Annotated in this window: 14 protein-coding genes; 12 read left to right on the plus strand and 2 right to left on the minus strand. The window is 65.2% G+C overall.

Annotated features, from left to right (window positions below; genetic code table 11):
- Nucleotide 1: 1 nt before the first annotated feature.
- Nucleotides 2–1,243, minus strand: a complete 1,242-nt coding sequence (gene ilvA / locus OU426_RS07780) for a threonine ammonia-lyase IlvA (RefSeq protein WP_267633359.1) — start codon at nt 1,241–1,243, stop codon at nt 2–4.
- Between the two features lie 122 nt (nt 1,244–1,365).
- Here ilvA and OU426_RS07785 point away from each other — a divergent pair, with 122 nt between their 5' ends.
- From OU426_RS07785 to sigJ, 3 genes are read left to right on the plus strand one after another with little or no spacing between them, the layout of a single operon-like run.
- Complete coding sequence (locus OU426_RS07785) at nt 1,366–1,740, plus strand: hypothetical protein (protein WP_267633360.1); 375 nt, start codon at nt 1,366–1,368, stop codon at nt 1,738–1,740.
- On the plus strand, nt 1,733–2,263 hold the full coding sequence (locus OU426_RS07790) for a carboxymuconolactone decarboxylase family protein (protein ID WP_267633361.1): 531 nt from the start codon (nt 1,733–1,735) through the stop codon (nt 2,261–2,263). The genes OU426_RS07785 and OU426_RS07790 overlap by 8 nt, the downstream gene beginning before the upstream one ends.
- A gap of 2 nt (nt 2,264–2,265) precedes the next feature.
- Entirely contained in the window at nt 2,266–3,129 is an 864-nt protein-coding gene (sigJ, locus tag OU426_RS07795) for an RNA polymerase sigma factor SigJ (protein ID WP_267633362.1), read from the plus strand.
- On the opposite strand, the gene OU426_RS07800 is transcribed toward sigJ, so the two are convergent.
- Nucleotides 3,119–4,012 (minus strand): LysR family transcriptional regulator, encoded by an 894-nt coding sequence (locus OU426_RS07800; protein WP_267633363.1) that lies wholly within the window; start codon nt 4,010–4,012, stop codon nt 3,119–3,121. The genes sigJ and OU426_RS07800 overlap by 11 nt on opposite strands.
- 101 nt (nt 4,013–4,113) lie before the next feature.
- Between OU426_RS07800 and OU426_RS07805 the strand changes: the two genes are divergently transcribed.
- The 9 genes from OU426_RS07805 to OU426_RS07845 all read left to right on the plus strand — a co-directional run bounded on the left by OU426_RS07805 (nt 4,114) and on the right by OU426_RS07845 (nt 16,181).
- Complete coding sequence (locus OU426_RS07805; protein WP_267633364.1) at nt 4,114–6,558, plus strand: GcvT family protein; 2,445 nt, start codon at nt 4,114–4,116, stop codon at nt 6,556–6,558.
- A 26-nt stretch (nt 6,559–6,584) separates the two neighbouring features.
- Nucleotides 6,585–7,139 carry an MDR/zinc-dependent alcohol dehydrogenase-like family protein gene (locus OU426_RS07810; RefSeq protein WP_267633365.1) on the plus strand — a complete coding sequence of 185 codons (555 nt, stop codon included), beginning with the start codon at nt 6,585–6,587 and terminating at the stop codon, nt 7,137–7,139.
- Nucleotides 7,132–9,576, plus strand: a complete 2,445-nt coding sequence (locus OU426_RS07815; protein WP_267633366.1) for a GcvT family protein — start codon at nt 7,132–7,134, stop codon at nt 9,574–9,576. Before OU426_RS07810 ends, OU426_RS07815 begins: the two co-directional genes overlap by 8 nt.
- A gap of 93 nt (nt 9,577–9,669) precedes the next feature.
- The gene (locus OU426_RS07820; protein WP_267633367.1) at nt 9,670–11,223 is read left to right on the plus strand and encodes a trimethylamine methyltransferase family protein; all 1,554 of its coding nucleotides are present in this window, start codon (nt 9,670–9,672) and stop codon (nt 11,221–11,223) included.
- A gap of 7 nt (nt 11,224–11,230) precedes the next feature.
- Complete coding sequence (locus OU426_RS07825) at nt 11,231–12,661, plus strand: aldehyde dehydrogenase family protein (RefSeq protein WP_267633368.1); 1,431 nt, start codon at nt 11,231–11,233, stop codon at nt 12,659–12,661.
- A gap of 51 nt (nt 12,662–12,712) precedes the next feature.
- Nucleotides 12,713–13,612: an NAD(P)-dependent oxidoreductase gene (locus tag OU426_RS07830; protein WP_267633369.1), complete on the plus strand. Its 900-nt coding sequence runs from the start codon at nt 12,713–12,715 to the stop codon at nt 13,610–13,612.
- 129 nt (nt 13,613–13,741) lie between these two features.
- Nucleotides 13,742–14,299: an RNA polymerase sigma factor gene (locus OU426_RS07835; protein ID WP_267633370.1), complete on the plus strand. Its 558-nt coding sequence runs from the start codon at nt 13,742–13,744 to the stop codon at nt 14,297–14,299.
- Complete coding sequence (locus OU426_RS07840; RefSeq protein WP_267633371.1) at nt 14,296–14,889, plus strand: hypothetical protein; 594 nt, start codon at nt 14,296–14,298, stop codon at nt 14,887–14,889. Before OU426_RS07835 ends, OU426_RS07840 begins: the two co-directional genes overlap by 4 nt.
- Nucleotides 14,890–15,197: 308 nt before the next feature.
- Nucleotides 15,198–16,181, plus strand: a complete 984-nt coding sequence (locus tag OU426_RS07845; protein ID WP_267633372.1) for a S8 family serine peptidase — start codon at nt 15,198–15,200, stop codon at nt 16,179–16,181.
- The last annotated feature ends 322 nt before the right edge of the window (nt 16,182–16,503 follow it).

A 16,503-nucleotide genomic window follows, 5' to 3' on the forward strand; every position in this document is an offset into this window, starting at 1 on the left:
GTCAGATCAGGAATTCGGCAAGCGCCTGATCTTCGGTGATGTCGCGATAGTCGAATTCCGCCGCGTCGAGTTTCGACGTCAGTTCCGCGAAACTTGTCGCCCGCTTCGTCTCGATCCCGATCAGCACAGAGCCAAAGTTGCGGGCCGATTTCTTCAGATATTCGAACCGCGCGATATCGTCATCCGGCCCGAGCATGCCCAGGAATTCCTTCAAGGCGCCGGGGCGCTGCGGCATGCGCAGGATGAAATATTTCTTCAGCCCAGCGTAACGGTTGGCGCGTTCCTTCACTTCCGGTAGGCGCTCGAAATCGAAATTGCCGCCCGAGGTCACGCAGACCACGCGCTTGCCTTTGATCCGGTCGGCGAGGCCGGGCAAAGCGTCGACGGACAAGGCGCCGGCCGGCTCCAGAACGATCCCCTCGACATTGAGAAATTCGAGCATGGTGATGCCGATCCGGTCCTCTGGCGCGAGGCGCACCTGATCGGGTGACAGATGTCTCAAACGCTCGAAGGTGCGGGCGCCGATCCGGGCGACGGCGGCGCCATCGACGAAATTGTTGATGCCTTTCAACGTGACAGGCGCACCCGCGCCGAGCGCTGCCTTCAGGCAGGCCGCGCCTTGCGGTTCGACATAGACGAATTCGGTGCGGGGTGCGGCCTCGGCGAAATAGCTGGTGACACCGGCGGCAAGGCCGCCGCCGCCCACCGGCAGGATCACCAGATCAGGGGCGCCGTCGATCTGGTCGAGCATTTCGACGGCGACGGTGGCCTGACCCTCGATCACATCCTCGTCGTCGAAGGGCGAGAGGAAATGCGCGCCGGCCTCGTCCGCAAAGGCCTGGGCGGCGGCGAGCGTCCGGTCGAAATAGTCGCCGACGAGACGGATTTCGACACTGTCGCCGCCGAAGGTGCGGGTCTTGTCGATCTTCTGCTGCGGTGTGGTGACCGGCATGAACACCGTGCCCTTGACGCCGAAATGACGGCAGGCATAGGCCATGCCCTGCGCATGATTGCCCGCGCTTGCGCAGACGAAGGCAGCCTTGCCCGCCGAGATCGCTTTCCGCATGGCATTATAGGCGCCGCGCAACTTGTAGCTGCGCACGGGCGTCAGATCCTCGCGCTTGAGGTAGATCTCGGCCCCATAGCGGCTCGACAGATGATCGTTGAGCTGCAAGGGCGTCGGATCGAACAGATCCCTCAGGGCGAGGGTGGCGGCGCGGGCGTCTGTGGCAAAGCGGGTCATGGCGGCATCTGAGCCGGGCGGCGGCCAAAGGCAAGCAATTTGCGCTTGTGGGCGGGTTTTCGCGCGGGGCCATGTCACATTTTCGGGCGGCCTGCGTCCTTGCATCAACGAAAGGACGGATCATGCGGCTGCTTCTGTGGGGTCTGGCGCTTTATCATGGCGCAAACGGTCTTCTGATGGTCGCCGCACCGCTCGGCTGGTTCCGGGCGGTGCCGGGCGTGGCGGAAACCGGTGCGGCGAATGCGCATTTCATCGCCGATGTCGGCTGGGGCTTTCTCGCGGCGGCGACGGCTCTGGCCCTTGCGGCCCGTTGCGCCCCCGGCCGCGGGCCGCTTCTAGTAGCGGCGCTGGTGTTCCTGGGCGGCCATGCCGCGATGCATGTGCTGGACTTCTTCCACCATGTGTTCAGTGCGGCCGTGCTGCGTGACATCTTGCTGGTCCTGCTGCCGGGTCTTTTGCCGCTTCTTCCGCTTCTGAAAGGACAAGATGATGCTTAAGCTTCTCGCGCACCGGCTGGTCGGCCGCTTCGGTCGCCGCTACGGTTATGATGTGGGTTACATGGACGAGATGATCGAGGAGGATTTCGCCGGGTTCCGGCGCTTTGCGAAGCTCGCGGGCCTGTCCTCCTACGGCTATCGCCTGCCGCCCGGGCCGCTTTTCGCGGCGAAATTCATCGCAACGCGTGCGGCTGGCTGCGGGCCTTGCGTGGATCTGGTGATCCGCATGGCGGAAGAGGCAGGCGTATCGCGCGCGGCACTATCCGCCATTGCGCGCAAGGGTGGCTTGGCCGACCCCGACATGCGGCTTGCGGCCGATTTCGCCGAAGCGGTGGTGACGAACGATGCCGCTCTGCCCGACCTGCTGGAGGCGGTCGAGGCGCGTTTCGGGCGGCGCGGGCGCACCGGCCTTGCTGTCGCCATCGCAACGTCGCAGTTCTATCCGATGGTCAAGCGGGGCATGGGTCACGCGCGGGACTGCGCCATGCTGCCGCCGGAGTTCTGTCCGGCGCAGGCGGCCTGAAAATGGCGGATCGGGCCAGAATAGAGACGCTTTTTGTCCGGGAACGCCCGCGTCTCCTCCGGCTCGCCTACCGGTATCTTGGCAGTGTCAGCGACGCCGAGGATGTGGTGCAGGAGGCTTTCCTGAAGCTCGGCAAGGCAGGCCCGGTCGACCGGCCCGAGGGATGGCTGGCGCGGACGGTGACGAATGGCGCGCTGGACCGGTTGCGGCGGCAGAAGGCACGGCGCGAAAGCTATGTCGGCCAATGGCTGCCAGAGCCTGTGGTGGAGCCTGATCTTTATGCCGCCGCCGACCGGGAACTCGATATTTCCTTCGCCGTGATGCGCACGCTTGAGGCACTGAGTCCCCTGGAACGCGCGGCCTTCTTCCTGCACGACCTCTTCGATCAGGATTTCGAGACGATCGCCCGGACGCTGAACCGCACGCCCGCCACCTGCCGCAAGCTTGCGTCACGCGCCCGTGCGGCGGTGCGCGAAGGCCGGGCGAAACGGCCCGCGACGGCCAGCGACATAGCGGCCTTTCTGCAGGCGATATCGGATGCGGCGATCAGCGGCGATGTGGCGTCGCTCGCGGCCCGGCTCGCGGCCGATGCCGAATTGGTGTCGGACGGCGGCGGCAAGGCGCTTGCGGCGCTGAACGTGGTCAGGGGGGCCGTGCCGGTCGCGCGTTTCCTTGCCGGGATCGCGCGCAAGGCCGCGGGCGGGATCGCCGTGCGGCCGCTGACGGTGAACGGCGCCCCGGCGGTGATGATTCTGGCAGAGGGCGACAGCGGTAGCCTCATGTCCTTCGACGTCGACGGGGTAGGTGCGGTCCGGACAGTCTATATCCAGCGCAACCCCGACAAACTCGGGCTGCTTACGCCCTGACGCCGCGCGCCGGGCGCCTGGGTTCCGGCTGGCGGGCGAAGGCGAAATGGTCGCGCAGGCAGGCCAGAAGGCGACGGTGCACCGGGCGGTGGCGAAAGCGCTGGTTGACGCCCGCAAAGACCGTCTGGGTGATCGGCGGCGCATCTGGGATCAGGCGGCAGGTGCGGTCGGCGGTCAGATCGGCGACCGAGCTTTGCATCACATAGGCGGTGCCGCCCATGCTGCGCAGAAGTGCCACCATCGCCGCATTCTGGCCGATCGACAGGCTCGCATCGACAAGCGTCGGGTGCAGCGCCGCATGGGCATGCGGAATCGCGTCGGAGAAGTGGGGCAGGATGTAGGTCTCGCGCCGCACTTCCTCCAACCGCTCGACCTCGGTCGAGACCATCACATAGGTCACTTCGCCGAGCGTCTCGAAATAAAGGTCGGGATGGAAGCGTGGCGAAAAGAGGATGGCGAGGTCCTCCTTGCCGGTCGTGAGGTCCGCGCACATCTGCGCTGAATAATCCGCCTCGAAGAAGAAAGCCGTGTCGGGCAGGCTCAAGCGAAAGGCGGCGATCAGATCACTGAAATGGGCATTCACCAGATCGTGCTGGATGCCGATGCGAATCGTCGCGGGGCGCGAGCCCGCGTCGCCCACCGCATGGCGCGCCTCGGTCCAGCCATGGCGCAGGCCGCGCGCGTGCGGCTCGAACCTGAGGCCCTGCAGGGTGGGTTGCGTGCCCGACCGCGACCGGTCGAAAAGCTTCTGCCCCAGCGCCTTTTCCAGCGCGCTGATCCGGCCCGAAACGGTTGACTGCGTGACCCCCAGCCGTTCGGCGGTGCGGTTGAAGCTGCGGGTTTCGCAGAGGTCGAGGAAAGTTTCGATCAGTTCGATCTGCATGGGCGCCTCTAATCGGACTTTCCGATCAATAATCCCCTCCGCTTCGAATTGAAAGCTTCGGCTTCGGCGGCGATACTCCGCGCGGAATTACGGAGGAAGAGATGAGCGCCATTCCAAGCACCGCACGGGTCGTGATCATCGGCGGGGGGGTGGTCGGCGTGTCGTCGCTGTACCACCTGTGCAAGGCGGGCTGGACCGATGTCGTGCTCTTGGAGAAGAACGAACTGACGGCCGGATCGACCTGGCATGCGGCGGGCAATGTGCCGACCTTCTCGACCTCCTGGTCCTTGATGAACATGCAGCGCTATTCGACAGAACTCTACCGTGGTCTGGGCGCGGCGGTCGATTATCCGATGAACTACCATGTCACCGGTTCGATCCGGCTGGCACATTCGAAAGAGCGGATGCAGGAGTTTGAGCGCGCCAAGGGCATGGGCCGCTATCAGGGCATGGATATCGACATCCTTGGTCCGGGCGAGATCAGGGACAAATATCCCTTCATCGAGACGCATGACCTGAAAGGCGCGCTGTATGACCCGAACGACGGCGACATCGACCCCGCGCAGCTTACGCAGGCGCTGGCTAAGGGCGCGCGCGACATGGGGGCGACGATCCTGCGCTTTACCCCGGCGACCGGCGTTTCCCGCGAGAACGGCGAATGGGTCGTCCATACCGAAAAGGGCGATATCCGCTGCGAGATCGTGGTGAATGCCGCAGGCTACTATGCCCAGAAGGTCGGCGAATGGTTCAAGCCCTACGGCGGGCGCACCGTGCCGATGATGGTGATGAGCCACCAGTACATCCTGTTCGAGGAAGTCGAAGAGGTGAAGCAATGGTCTACGAGCGTCGGCCACAAGTTGCCGCTTCTGCGCGATGTCGATACCTCCTACTACCTGCGGCAGGAAAAGAACGGCTTCAACCTTGGGCCCTACGAGCGCAATTGCCGCGCCCATTGGGCGAGCCCCGGCGATCCGTTCCCGGATGATTTCAGCTTCCAGCTCTTCCCCGACGATCTGGAACGGCTGGAATATTACATCGAGGATGCGCTGGCGCGTGTGCCGCTTCTGGGCAAGGCGGGGCTTTCCAAGGTCATCAACGGCCCGATCCCCTATGCGCCCGACGGCAACCCGCTGATTGGGCCGATGCCGGGCGTGGCCAATGCGTTCGAGGCCTGCGTCTTCACCTTCGGCATCGCCCAGGGTGGCGGCGCGGGCAAGGTGCTGGCCGAATGGATCACGGAGGGCGCGACCGAATGGGACATGTGGTCCTGCGACCCGCGCCGCTTCACCGACTATACCGACACGGACTATTGCGTGCAGAAGGGGATGGAGGTCTACGGCCACGAATATGGTATGCACTTCCCCTGGGCGCGCTGGCCGGCAGCGCCGGATCGCCGCCTGTCGGCGGTGCATGACAAGGTCAAGGCGCTGGGCGGCCAGTTCGGCGCATACAACGGCTATGAACGCGCCAACTGGTACGCCAAGCCCGGTGACGATACCTCCTGGGACGCGGCCCAGACCTGGGGCCGCTCTGGCCCGTGGGAGGCGCGCATCCGCGAGGAATGCGAGGCGGTGCGCGACGGGGTCGGCGTTCTCGACCTGCCGGGCTTTTCGCGTTTCCATCTTTCGGGGCCGGGAGCGGGCGAATGGCTGCTCGGCCAGATTTCTGGCAGCCTGCCGAAGCCCGGGCGGCTGTCGCTCGCCTATTTCCCCGATCATCGCGGGCGCATTCTGACCGAAATGTCGGTCGCCTGTAACGGCGAGGATGATTACACGCTGATCACCGCCGCCGTGGCGCAATGGCACGATTACGAATGGCTAGCAAAGTCGCTGCCGAAGGGGCTGACGCTGAAAGATCGCACGCGCGATCTGTCGACGCTGATCGTCACCGGGCCGAAGGCGCGCGATCTCTTCGCGAAGATTTCGGACGCCGACCTCAGCCTGCCGTGGCTCAGCCACGAAATGTGGACCGTCGCCGGGCAGAAGGCGGTTCTGGCGCGCGTCTCTTTCGCAGGCGAGCTGGGCTGGGAGGTTCACGCCCCGGTCGAGAGCATTCCGGCGATCTATGACGCAGTGCTGGCCGAGGGCGCCAAGCCGTTTGGCATGTGGGCGCTGAACAGCCTGCGGATCGAGAAGGGCTACCGTGCCTGGAAGGGTGATCTTTCGACCGATTACAGCCTGTTGGAAGGCGGGCTCGACCGGTTCGTCAAATTCGACAAGCCGCAGGATTTCATCGGCAAAGCTGCCCTTCTGTCCGAAAGGCAGCGCGGCGCGAAGAAGCGGTTTGTGACGCTAGTCGTCGAGGCCGGGGACTGCGATGCGCCCTACATGTCGACCCTCTGGCATGACGGCAAGGTCGTGGGCGAAACCACGTCGGGCGCCTGGGGCTACCGGGTGAACAAGTCGATCGCGCTGGGCATGCTGCGCGCCGATCTGGCGAGCCCTGGCACCGAGATCGAGGTGGAAATCTACGGCGAACGCTGTCGCGCCGTGGTGCAGGAAGACCAGCCGCTTTGGGATCCGAAGAACGAAAGGATCCGGGCGTGACGAGCATAAGCGCCAGATCCCGACCCATGCGCCCCGTGCTTGCGCCGGTCGCCGCGGACGCGCTTTCGCCGCTCAATGCCGAGATCGGCTCGATGCCGCTTGCCTTCGGCACGGCGCACAATCTTCTGGTGCGCGCGAACGTCGGCGACGGAAGTGCAGTTCTGGTGGTCTGTGAAGGCGAGGCGGCGGGCTATGCCGCGATCCGGCTGGCGCGGACGCTCGGGGCAAAGGTCACGGCGCTTTGTACCGGTTCGTCGGCCACCGGTGCTCGCGCCGCCGGTGCCGAGGTGATCGCAGGCCTGCCGTCCGGTCGGTTCGACGCAATCATCGATCTGGGCACCGGCACGGCGCGGCAGGGGGTGCTTGCCCGTCTGCGCCCCGGCGGTGTCTACGCCACGTCAGGTATCATCGCCGAGCCGTCCGAGCGGGGACAGATGCGCGCGGTCTATCTGAACGACCTGACGCTCTTCGGCCGCCCGCACCTGCCGCGCGAGGTGTTCGCGGGGCTCGTCAGTACCATCACCCTGTCCCAGATCCACCTTGTCGAGACGACCAAAGACCGGAGCGAAAATCATGTCTAACCTGCCGCAAAAGGCGCGCGCGGTCATCATCGGCGGAGGCGTCGTCGGCTGTTCGGTCGCCTATCACCTGACCAAGCTCGGCTGGAAGGATGTGGTTTTGCTGGAAAGGAAGCAGCTGACTTCCGGCACCACCTGGCATGCGGCGGGGCTGATCGGCCAGCTGCGCGCTTCGTCAAACATGACGCGGCTCGCAAAATATACCGCCGACCTCTACCGGGGGCTGGAGGCCGAGACCGGTCTTGCCACAGGCATGAAGACCGTAGGCTCGATCTCGGTCGCGCTGACCGATGAGCGCAAGGAAGAGATTTTCCGCAATGCGTCGATGGCGCGGGCTTTCGGTGTGCCGGTCGAGGAAATCTCGCCTTCGGAGGTGAAGGAACGTTATCCGCACCTGAACATCGAAGGGGTGAAGGCGGGCGTCTGGCTGCCGACCGACGGGCAGGGCGACCCGGCGAATATCGCACTGGCTTTGGCCAAGGGTGCGAAGGCGCGCGGCGCGGTGGTGGTCGAGGGCGTGAAGGTCACGGGCGTGAAGGTCGAGGGTCGCCGCGCGAAGAGCGTCTCCTGGGAGATGGACGGCGAGGCGGGCGTGATCGAGGCCGATCATGTGGTCAATTGCGCGGGCATGTGGGGCCATGCGGTTGGCCGCATGGCGGGCGTGAACGTGCCGCTTCATGCCTGCGAGCATTTCTACATCGTGACCGAGCCGATCCCGGGCCTCACCCAGATGCCGGTGCTGCGAGTGCCGGACGAATGCGCCTATTACAAGGAAGATGCGGGCAAATATCTTCTGGGCGCGTTCGAGCCGCATGCCAAGCCCTGGGGCATGAACGGCATCCCGGAAGATTTCTGCTTCGATCAGCTCCCCGAGGATTTCGACCATTTCGAACCGATCCTCGAACGCGCGATCAACCGTTTGCCGATGCTGGCCTCGGCGGGGATCCATACCTTCTTCAACGGGCCGGAGAGCTTCACGCCAGACGATGCCTATAACCTTGGCCTCTCGCTCGAGGTCGACAATTTTTGGGTCGCGGCCGGGTTCAACTCGATCGGCATCCAGTCGGCGGGCGGCGCGGGCATGGCGCTCGCGGAATGGATGGAGACGGGCGAGAAGCCCTTCGACCTCGGCGATGTGGATGTGGGCCGCAACCAGCCCTTCCAGGGCAACCGGCATTACCTGTTCGAACGGTCAAAGGAGACGCTCGGCCTTCTTTATGCCGACCATTTCCCCTACCGCCAGAAGGCCACCGCGCGCGGCGTGCGGCGGACGCCCTTCCATGCCCATCTGGAGGCCGAAGGCGCGGTCTTTGGCGAGATCGGCGGCTGGGAACGGGCGAACTGGTATGCGAAGCCGGGTCAGGAACGGGAATACCGCTACAGCTGGGGTCGGCAGAACTGGTTCGGCAACACCGCAGAGGAACATCGCGCGGTGAGGACGAACGTCGGCATGTATGACATGTCCTCCTTCGGCAAGATCCGGGTCGAGGGGCGCGATGCCGAAGCCTACCTGAACCATATCTGCGGCGCCGACATGTCGGTGCCGGTGGGGCGGATCGTTTATACCCAGTTCCTGAACAAGAATGCGGGGATCGAGGCCGACGTGACCGTCACGCGGCTTTCGGAGACCGCCTATCTGGTCGTCACCCCCGCCGTTACACGGCCGAAGGATCAGGCCTGGATGCGCCGACATGTGGGCGATTTCAACGTGGTGATCACCGATGTGACGGCGGCGGAGGGCGTCCTGGCGGTCATGGGGCCGAACGCGCGGACGCTGATGCAAAAGGTCAGCCCCAACGATTTCTCGAACGAGGTGAACCCGTTCGGCACCGCGCAGGACATCGAGCTGGGGCTGGGCCTCGCCCGCGTGCACCGCGTGTCTTACGTGGGCGAGCTGGGGTGGGAGATCTATGTCTCCTCCGACATGTGCGGACATGCGTTCGAAGTGCTGTGGGAGGCGGGCCACGACATGGGGCTGAAGCTTTGCGGCATGCACATGATGGATTGTGCCCGGATCGAGAAGGCCTTCCGCCATTTCGGCCATGACATCACCTCCGAGGATCATGTGCTGGAGGCGGGGCTTGGCTTTGCGGTCAAGATCGCGAAGCCCGATTTCATTGGCCGCGACGCGGTTCTGAGAAAGAAGGAAGCGGGGCTCGACCGGCGGATGATGCAGTTCCGGCTGAGCGATCCGTCCGTGATGGTCTATCACAATGAGCCGATCCTGAGGGACGGCAAGATCGTGAGCTATCTTTCGTCGGGCGCCTATGGCCATCACCTCGGCGCCGCCATCGGCATGGGTTATGTGCCGTCGAAGGGCGAAGGGGCGGAGGCGCTTCTGGCCTCGTCCTACGAGATCGAGATCGCCGGGCGGCGGGTGACGGCGGAAGCCTCGCTTCAGCCGATTTACGACCCGAAGGGCGAACGGACGAAGATGTGACGGGCGGAAGCCCCGGGGGGCTGTCTGCCCCCCGGAACCCCCCGAGGATATTTGGACCACAGTGAAGGCAAGACGCCTTCAGGGAAGGTTGAGATGAGCGAAGACGCGCTGAATTGCGAACCGAGGCGGGCGGCACGGGCCGGTGGGCGGGAAGCGCGCCGCGCGGCGCGGGCGGCACCCTTGGCTGAGGGGCTGCGTCCGGTCAGGGCGGGCATGTCGGGTGGCCAGTACCGGCCGCTGACCGACGAGGGGATGAGGAAGATCCATGAAAGCGCGCTTGACGCGCTGGAACAGATCGGCCTGAGCCAGGCGCCGCCTTCGGGGGTGAAGCTTCTGACCGAGGCGGGGGCGATCCTCGGCGATGACGGGCGCATTCGTTTCCCGCGCGCGCTCGTCGAAGACATGCTGGCAGTCGCGGCGCGCAATATCACGCTGCACGCCCGCGATCCGAAGTTCGACCTGCATCTGTCAGGCACCAAGGTCCATTACGGCACGGCGGGCGCGGCGGTCCATATCGTCGATCCGGTGACGCTGGACTACCGCGAGAGTACCGCGCAGGACCTCTATGACGCGGCGCGGCTGGTCGAGCATCTGGACAATATCCATTTCTACCAGCGCACGATGGTCTGCCGCGACGTGGTCGACAACAAGGAGATGGACCTCAACACGCTTTACGGCTGCCTGTCGGGCACCCGCAAGCATGTGGGCACGTCCTTCAGCGATCCGTCCCATGTCGCCGACTGTTTCGACATGATCTACACGGTGGCGGGCGGCGAGGAGAAATGGCTGGAACGGCCGTTTGTCTCGAACTCGAACTGTTTCGTCGTGCCGCCGATGAAATTCGCCGAGGAAAGCTGCATCACGATGGAGGATTGCGTGCGGCGCGGCATGCCGATGCTGCTGCTGTCGGCCGGTCAGGCGGGGGCGACGGCGCCCGCGCCCATTGCGCTGACGATCGTGCAGGCGGTGGCGGAATGCCTGGCGGGCGTCGTCTATGTGAATGCCATCAAGAGGGGGGCGCCTGCGATCTTCGGCACCTGGCCCTTCGTGTCTGATCTGCGCACCGGTGCCATGTCGGGCGGCAGCGCGGAACAGGCCCTGCTGACGGCGGGCTGCGCGCAGATGCACCGGTTCTACGATCTGCCGGGTGGCGCGGCCTCTGGCATCTCGGATTCGAAGCTGCCGGACATGCAGGCGGGCTGGGAACAGGGGATCACCAACGCGCTTGCCGGCCTCGCGGGGCTCAACATGTGCTACGAGGCGGTGGGGATGCATGCCTCTCTGCTCGGCTTCTGCCTGGAAAGCCTGATCCTTGGCGACGATCTTCTGGGGCAGGCCATGCGGCTGGTGCGCGGCATCGACGTGACCGAGGATTCGACCTCGATCGAGGCGATGAAACAGGTCTGCATGGGCGGACCGGGCCATTATCTCGGCTCCGACCAGACGCTGGCGCTGATGCAGACCGAGTATGTCTATCCGGCGGTCGGCAACCGGATGAGCCCCAAGGAATGGAACGAGGCGGGCAAGCCGATTCTTCTGGATACGGCCATCGCGCGGAAGAACGATATCCTGTCGAAGGCGGGCAGCGTCATCGACCCGGAGATCGATGCGGCGATCCGCAAGACTTACAATATCTACTTCAAGTGAGCGGCGGATGAACCACGCAAACAGCCTGAAATTCTACGTGGGGGGCCAATGGGTCGATCCCTTGTCGTCCGACCGCATGGGGGTCGAGAACCCGGCGACCGAGGAGATCGTCTGCGAGGTGGCGCTGGGGGGCGAAGCCGATGCGGACCGGGCGGTGATGGCGGCGCGGGCAGCTTTCGCGGGCTGGACCGTCCGGCCGGTGGCAGAGCGGATCGCGGTCCTGAAGCGGGTGCTTGAGGTCTATAACGACCGCTATGAGGATTTCGCGCAGGCCATGGCGGTCGAGATGGGCGCACCGATCGAATGGGCGCGCGGCGCGCAGGCCTGGGCAGGGCAGGTGCATATCGAGGCGACGATCAAGGCTGCCGAAAGCTTCCATTGGGAAGAGATGCGCGGCACGACAAAGATCATCCGCGAGGGGATCGGCGTCTGCACGCTGATCACGCCTTGGAACTGGCCGATGAACCAGATCGCCTGCAAGGTGGCGCCCGCACTGGTCGCTGGATGCACGATGGTGCTGAAACCTTCGGAAATCGCACCACTGTCGGGCGTGCTTTTCGCCGAGGTCTGCGATGCGGCGGGTGTGCCGCCAGGGGTCTTCAACCTGATAAACGGTACGGGGCCGGGGGTGGGCGCGCGGCTCACCTCTCACCCAGAGGTCGATATGGTGTCCTTCACCGGCTCGACGCGGGCGGGCACGGCGGTGGCGGCGGCGGCCGCCCCCACGGTGAAGCGCGTGGCGCAGGAACTGGGGGGCAAGTCGCCCAACATCATCCTGCCGACGGCCGATCTCGCGGCGGCGGTGAAGGCGGGCGTCGAGGGTTGCTTTGGCAACACCGGGCAAAGCTGCGACGCCCCCACGCGCATGTTCGTTCATCGCGATCAGCATGATCGGGCGCTGGTTCATGCGAAGGAGGCGGCAGACGCCGTCGTGATCGGCGACACGCAGGACGTGGCGACAACGATGGGGCCGCTTGTCTCGAAAATGCAGTTCGACAAGGTGCAGGCGATGATCCAGGCGGGCATCGACGAGGGCGCGACGCTGGTCGCGGGCGGTATCGGCCGTCCGGCGGGGGTTAACCGGGGCTGGTATGTGCGCCCGACGGTCTTCGGCAATGTGACGAACGACATGGTGATCGCCCGCGAGGAGATCTTCGGGCCGGTCCTGTCGATCATTCCCTATGACACGGTGGACGAGGCGGTGGCGGCCGCGAACGACACGCCTTACGGGCTGGCGGCCTATGTCGCGGGTCCCATTGCAGAGGCCCGCGCCGTCGCCCGGCGCCTGCGCGCGGGCATGGTGAACCTGAACTATCCCGCCTGGGATACGTTCGCGCCCTTCGGCGGCTACAAGCAATCGGGCAACGGCCGCGAATATGCCGACTGGGGCATCCATGACTTCTGCGAGGTCAAGGGCGTCGTCGGCTGGGGCGAATAAACAACCTTTCGGGCGGCGGGGAGCCGCCCTTCCAATCTCTCGGGGAGTGACATGCACTACGGCTATATCGGACTTGGCAACCTGGGTGCTGCCTGCGCGGGATGTCTTCTCAAGGCGGGCTTCAAGGTCACGGTCTTTGACCTGAACAAGGCGCTTGCCGAACCGCTGATCAAGGCGGGCGCGACCTGGGCCGACAGCGCCGAGGCGGTGGCGGGATCGGTCGATCATGTGATCACCTGCCTGCCGTCACCGGCGGTTTCGGAAAAGGTCCTGCGGTCGATCCTGCCGCATATGAGGAAGGGCGCGAGCTGGATCGAGATGTCGACCCTTGGCCGCGATGATGTATTGGCAATGTCGAAGGTCGCGGGCGAGGCGGGCGTGCGCATGTTGGAACTGCCGGTCACCGGCGGCGTCCACCTTGCCTACCGGGGCGAAATCACCATGCTGCCGGGCGGCGACAAGGACCTTGTCGACCTGCACTGGAAAGCCTTCGAGGCGATGGGCAACCGCATCTTTCACATGGGGCCGCTCGGGTCATCCTCGATTATCAAGGTCATCACCAATATGCTGGCCTTCATCCATCTGAAAGCCTGCGGCGAGGCCTTGATGCTGGCCAAGCGCGGCGGGCTCGATCTGGCGCAGTCATGGCATGCGATCCAGGCTTCGTCGGGCAATTCCTTCGTGCATGAGACTGAAGGCGCGCTGATCCTCAACGGTTCCTACGACATCGCCTTCAACATTGATCTGGCGCTCAAGGACTTGGGCTTCGCGCTGGGCTTCGGCAAGGAATTCGGCGTGCCGCTCGACCTCGCGTCGGCCACCAACCAGACCTATATCGCCGCCAAGGCCGCTTACGGCGGCGAGGCGCAATCGCCGATGATCGCGAAGTTGCTTGAGGACCTATTGCACACCGATCTGCGCGCACCGGGCTTCCCCGCACGGCTGGAGTAACCGGCGCAACAATCGTCGCTTTAGCGGCTTTTGATCATACCCGACATCATGCGTCAGGGTTGTGGCTTATACCCGGACCATCTACCTGCTATGTAGGGCAGGTAAGCATGGTTCGGGATGTTGCCCCAGATGAAGGATGATGCGCTCGTCGCTGTCGTAAGACGCATGGCCGCAGGCGATGTCTCGGCTCTCGACACGCTCTATCGCCAGCTTGAGCGACCTCTTTTCGGATTCATCCACTCAAAATTGAACGATCCGTTCGCCGCAGCCGACATACTGCACGAGGTCTTTCTGGAAGTCTGGCGCGGTGCCGCCGGGTTTCAGGACCGGTCGCGGGTCAGGACTTGGGTCTACGCGATCGCATGGCGCAAGGTGGTTGACGAGTTCAGGGCACGTGGACGAGTGACGATACAGGATGAAATGCCGGATCGGCCCGACGAGGGGCCAAGCGCCTTCGAGCTTCTGCAGACGGCGGAAGAGCGGGACATGCTGCGCGATTGCCTTGGAGGCCTGAAGGCCGACCATAGGGCGGCAATCGAGCTGACATTTCTGGAAGACATGAGCTACCGCGAGGTCGCCGAGGTGATCGGTGTCCCCGAGGGCACGGTGAAGACACGGGTGTTTCACGCCAAGGCGCTGCTTCTGCGCTGCCTTGAGGCAAAGATGAACAGGAGGGTGCGCGCATGACTTCGACCCCATTCGACAAGGCGAAGATCGCGGAGCTGGTTCCCTTCTGGGTCAACGGCTCGCTGACCGACGCGGAGGCCGAGGCACTCGCCCGCGAGTTCGAGCGCGATCCGGCCCTTCATGCCCAGGTTCAGGCCGCGCGGCAGTTGCGCGAACTGATGCGGGCCTCGGCCCTGCCCGAACGGTCGCCCGGCGATTTCGGCCTTGCCCGCCTGCGCCGTTCGGTCGCCGAAAAAGCGCGCGCGCCCGCTGCGCTCCGTCAGTCGGCCGCGGCTGCGGCAATTGCAGCGGCGGTCACGGCGGGCGGCTTCACCCTGGTCGGCTGGGGCAGTTCGGATGAAGGCTACAGACAGGCGGCCGGTCCGCAGCCCGCGGCGATCTTCACCGTATCCGTACGCGATGCGGCGCCTCACGCGGCCTTCGCCGACCTGTTGCTTGCGAACGGGCTCACGATCATCGACGGTCCGTCGGCCCTGGGTTTTTACCGCCTCGCCCTCGTCGGTGCCGCAGCGGACAGCGACATCGATGCCGCACGATCCGCACTTGAACACGCAAGCGAGCTCCTGGAGCTGGTGGAAACCGCCGAATGATCATTTCGGTCGCACGAATAGTGGCGCTGACCTTTGGTCTGGCCGCCTTCGGCCTTGCAGGGTCGGGGTGGGCAGACGAATGTACCTCGGAGTGCGGTGAGCCCCCGCCGCCGCCCGAGCCCCCGCCGCCACCTGAGCCGCCTCCCCCGCTCCCGCCCGAGCCGCCCGTCAGAGCGGCAGGCGACAGGGATCGCGACCCGGTAGGAATCCCTGCGGTCGCGGCTGCGGTGGCCCCGAGCGGGCGGCCCGAATATTTGCTCACCGGCACGCCTGACGCAGTCGCGGCAGCTACGGCACTTTTGGAGGAGATGGGCGGCAGCGTGATCGGGCAGCGCACGTTGAAAAGCCTCGGCCTCGGCATGGTTACCGCCGATCTCGGCACGATCGGATCGGCCGACGACCTGCGACGGCGGATCGCGCGCCAAGGTTTGGCCGTCGGGGTCGAGCGCAACATGGTCTATGAACAGTCGGCAGGCCCGGTGACCTATGCGCCAGCGCTTGCAGGCGCCCCCGATGGCGACCCCTGTCCGCTTGGGAGGGCCCTGTCGATCGGTGTCATCGACGGGCCGGTGGATGCCGACACGACGGCACTCGCGGGCGCGCGGATCGCCAGCCGTTCCTTCCTGCGCGAGGGTGATGCGCCCGGTGCCCCGGATCATGCGACCGCGCTCGCCGCGCTCATCGCGGCGCCGGGAAACGGGCAGTGGCCTGCGGGCTTCGCCCGGAAGGCGCGTGTCCTGTCGGCGGTTGCATTCGCAAAGGGTGCAGCCGGCGATGTCGCGCGCACCGATGCGATTGCCGAGGCGCTCGACTGGTTGGTGACGGAACGGGTGCGGCTTGTTAACCTCTCGCTCGCCGGACCAGAGAATGCGACGTTGGCCATGGTGCTGCACGGGCTTGCCAGGCGCGGGACGATCTTCGTCGCTGCAACCGGCAATGACGGCGCGGACGCCGTATCCTTTCCCGCCTCTCATCCCGATGTCTTCGCGATATCGGCGGTCGATGCGCGCAGGCGGCTTTACTACAAGGCCAACCGCGGCGAGGAAGTCGCTTTCGTCGCGCCGGGTGTCGAGCTTTTCGTCCCGACCGCCGAGGGTGGTCGCTACCGCTCTGGCACATCCTATGCGGCGGCCATCGCGACGGCGATCTTTGCGCATGCGATTGACGGCGGCGCCACGGGTCGCAGCGCCCTTGAACGCGCGCTCCGCGCGGCGGCGGAAGACCTTGGACCGGCGGGCCGTGACAGTTCCTTCGGCTGGGGACTTCTGAAGATTGTGGGCTGTTCAAAATAAATTTGAACTGTTCTGCCCGGAGAAACGACCAATGTTCGGAGGTGCCCTTAAGGCACGGCGCGAACCGGTCTGGTCGCGCTGCCGCGTAGCGAGTGGAGTGTTCTCCAGCGGGTGGGGAATCGGATTTTCGGGTGACCGGGGACGTTCGTGCCCTGACGGCGTGTTAGTGCCGTTTCGTGTGTGCGTCGGGGTGCGCAACAAGTGTGGCCGGTGCCGCTGCGCCGGCCACACCCCTTCTTCTCTGCACCAGTCCGGCGCCAGACGCTTGCGACGGCCTGCCGCGCCGTGCTTAGCTGCCGTCGGAACCCTGTTGGCGCTAACG

Origin of the sequence: Frigidibacter sp. RF13 (assembly GCF_026626305.1) — a bacterium.
Classification (GTDB): domain Bacteria; phylum Pseudomonadota; class Alphaproteobacteria; order Rhodobacterales; family Rhodobacteraceae; genus TMP-24.

What these genes read in the sequence shown, in the direction of transcription:
- ilvA (WP_267633359.1), bottom strand. Translation starts at nt 1,243, where the DNA reads ATGACCCGCTTTGCCACAGACGCCCGCGCCGCCACCCTCGCCCTGAGG.
- OU426_RS07785 (WP_267633360.1), top strand. Translation starts at nt 1,366, where the DNA reads ATGCGGCTGCTTCTGTGGGGTCTGGCGCTTTATCATGGCGCAAACGGT.
- OU426_RS07790 (WP_267633361.1), top strand. Translation starts at nt 1,733, where the DNA reads ATGCTTAAGCTTCTCGCGCACCGGCTGGTCGGCCGCTTCGGTCGCCGC.
- sigJ (WP_267633362.1), top strand. Translation starts at nt 2,266, where the DNA reads ATGGCGGATCGGGCCAGAATAGAGACGCTTTTTGTCCGGGAACGCCCG.
- OU426_RS07800 (WP_267633363.1), bottom strand. Translation starts at nt 4,012, where the DNA reads ATGCAGATCGAACTGATCGAAACTTTCCTCGACCTCTGCGAAACCCGC.
- OU426_RS07805 (WP_267633364.1), top strand. Translation starts at nt 4,114, where the DNA reads ATGAGCGCCATTCCAAGCACCGCACGGGTCGTGATCATCGGCGGGGGG.
- OU426_RS07810 (WP_267633365.1), top strand. Translation starts at nt 6,585, where the DNA reads ATGCGCCCCGTGCTTGCGCCGGTCGCCGCGGACGCGCTTTCGCCGCTC.
- OU426_RS07815 (WP_267633366.1), top strand. Translation starts at nt 7,132, where the DNA reads ATGTCTAACCTGCCGCAAAAGGCGCGCGCGGTCATCATCGGCGGAGGC.
- OU426_RS07820 (WP_267633367.1), top strand. Translation starts at nt 9,670, where the DNA reads ATGAGCGAAGACGCGCTGAATTGCGAACCGAGGCGGGCGGCACGGGCC.
- OU426_RS07825 (WP_267633368.1), top strand. Translation starts at nt 11,231, where the DNA reads ATGAACCACGCAAACAGCCTGAAATTCTACGTGGGGGGCCAATGGGTC.
- OU426_RS07830 (WP_267633369.1), top strand. Translation starts at nt 12,713, where the DNA reads ATGCACTACGGCTATATCGGACTTGGCAACCTGGGTGCTGCCTGCGCG.
- OU426_RS07835 (WP_267633370.1), top strand. Translation starts at nt 13,742, where the DNA reads ATGAAGGATGATGCGCTCGTCGCTGTCGTAAGACGCATGGCCGCAGGC.
- OU426_RS07840 (WP_267633371.1), top strand. Translation starts at nt 14,296, where the DNA reads ATGACTTCGACCCCATTCGACAAGGCGAAGATCGCGGAGCTGGTTCCC.
- OU426_RS07845 (WP_267633372.1), top strand. Translation starts at nt 15,198, where the DNA reads ATGGGCGGCAGCGTGATCGGGCAGCGCACGTTGAAAAGCCTCGGCCTC.